This is a genomic window from Ruminococcus bromii (genome assembly GCF_002834225.1).
In the GTDB taxonomy this organism is placed as follows: Bacteria; Bacillota; Clostridia; order Oscillospirales; family Acutalibacteraceae; genus Ruminococcoides; species Ruminococcoides bromii.
The window spans coordinates 1-855 of record NZ_NNSR01000059.1; the positions used below are offsets into that span (position 1 = coordinate 1).

An 855-nucleotide genomic window follows, 5' to 3' on the forward strand; every position below is an offset into this window, starting at 1 on the left:
CTTGAAAGCGAATATCGTACATCATCAGACGGCAGTCTTACTCATTATATTGTTACCGATTCAAACGGCAATACAGTTGAAAAAACATCTGTAAACGGTCAGACAAAGACTATTACAACAGGCTCAGATGATGACGGAAAGTCATTTGTAAGCAATGACGGTGTAACTAACGAAACATCAACCGATGATTTCGGAAGAGTGTCAACTGTAACAACAAAACAGAACAAGAGCGATACCGTATTTACAAAGCAGTATTCTTATTATCACGGCAGTGAAAGTAATGCTACTACAAATATGGTTGGCGGTATCAGTTATAAGTTGAGTTCTGATAGGGTTCTGGATTACAGCTATAATTACAACGATACAGGTAATGTAGAGAATGTGTATGAAAACGGCAAAAAGGTAGCCGTATATACATACGATGAACTAAATCAGCTTGTATGGTATGCAGATACCCGAACAGGTCGCTATATCAGAATAGTTTATGATAACTACGGTAACATTCAAAAAATGGAATCGTATTCACTCGGAACTAACTGGGCACCTGTAAAATTACTTGAAACAAGAACCTATTCGTATGATGATACTAACTGGAAAGATAAACTCACCGAGTTTGACGGCGACAGTATCACATATGATAAGAACGGTAACCCATTAACGTACCGTGATGATATGATTTTTGAGTGGGAAAACGGAAGAATTCTCAAGAAAATCAACACTTCCGACAAATCCGTTCAAATGAGCTATGACTCAAACGGTATGAGAACACAGAAGTCTGTTGACGGAGTTAAGACCAACTATTACTATGACAGCAACAAAAACCTTATTGCCCTTGTAAAGGGTAATGATACTCTG

Annotated in this window: 1 pseudogene; it reads left to right on the plus strand. The window is 37.9% G+C overall.

Annotation, left to right across the window (positions count from 1 at the left end):
* A pseudogene (locus RBATCC27255_RS10470) lies at positions 1-855 on the plus strand (hypothetical protein); the annotation flags it as partial.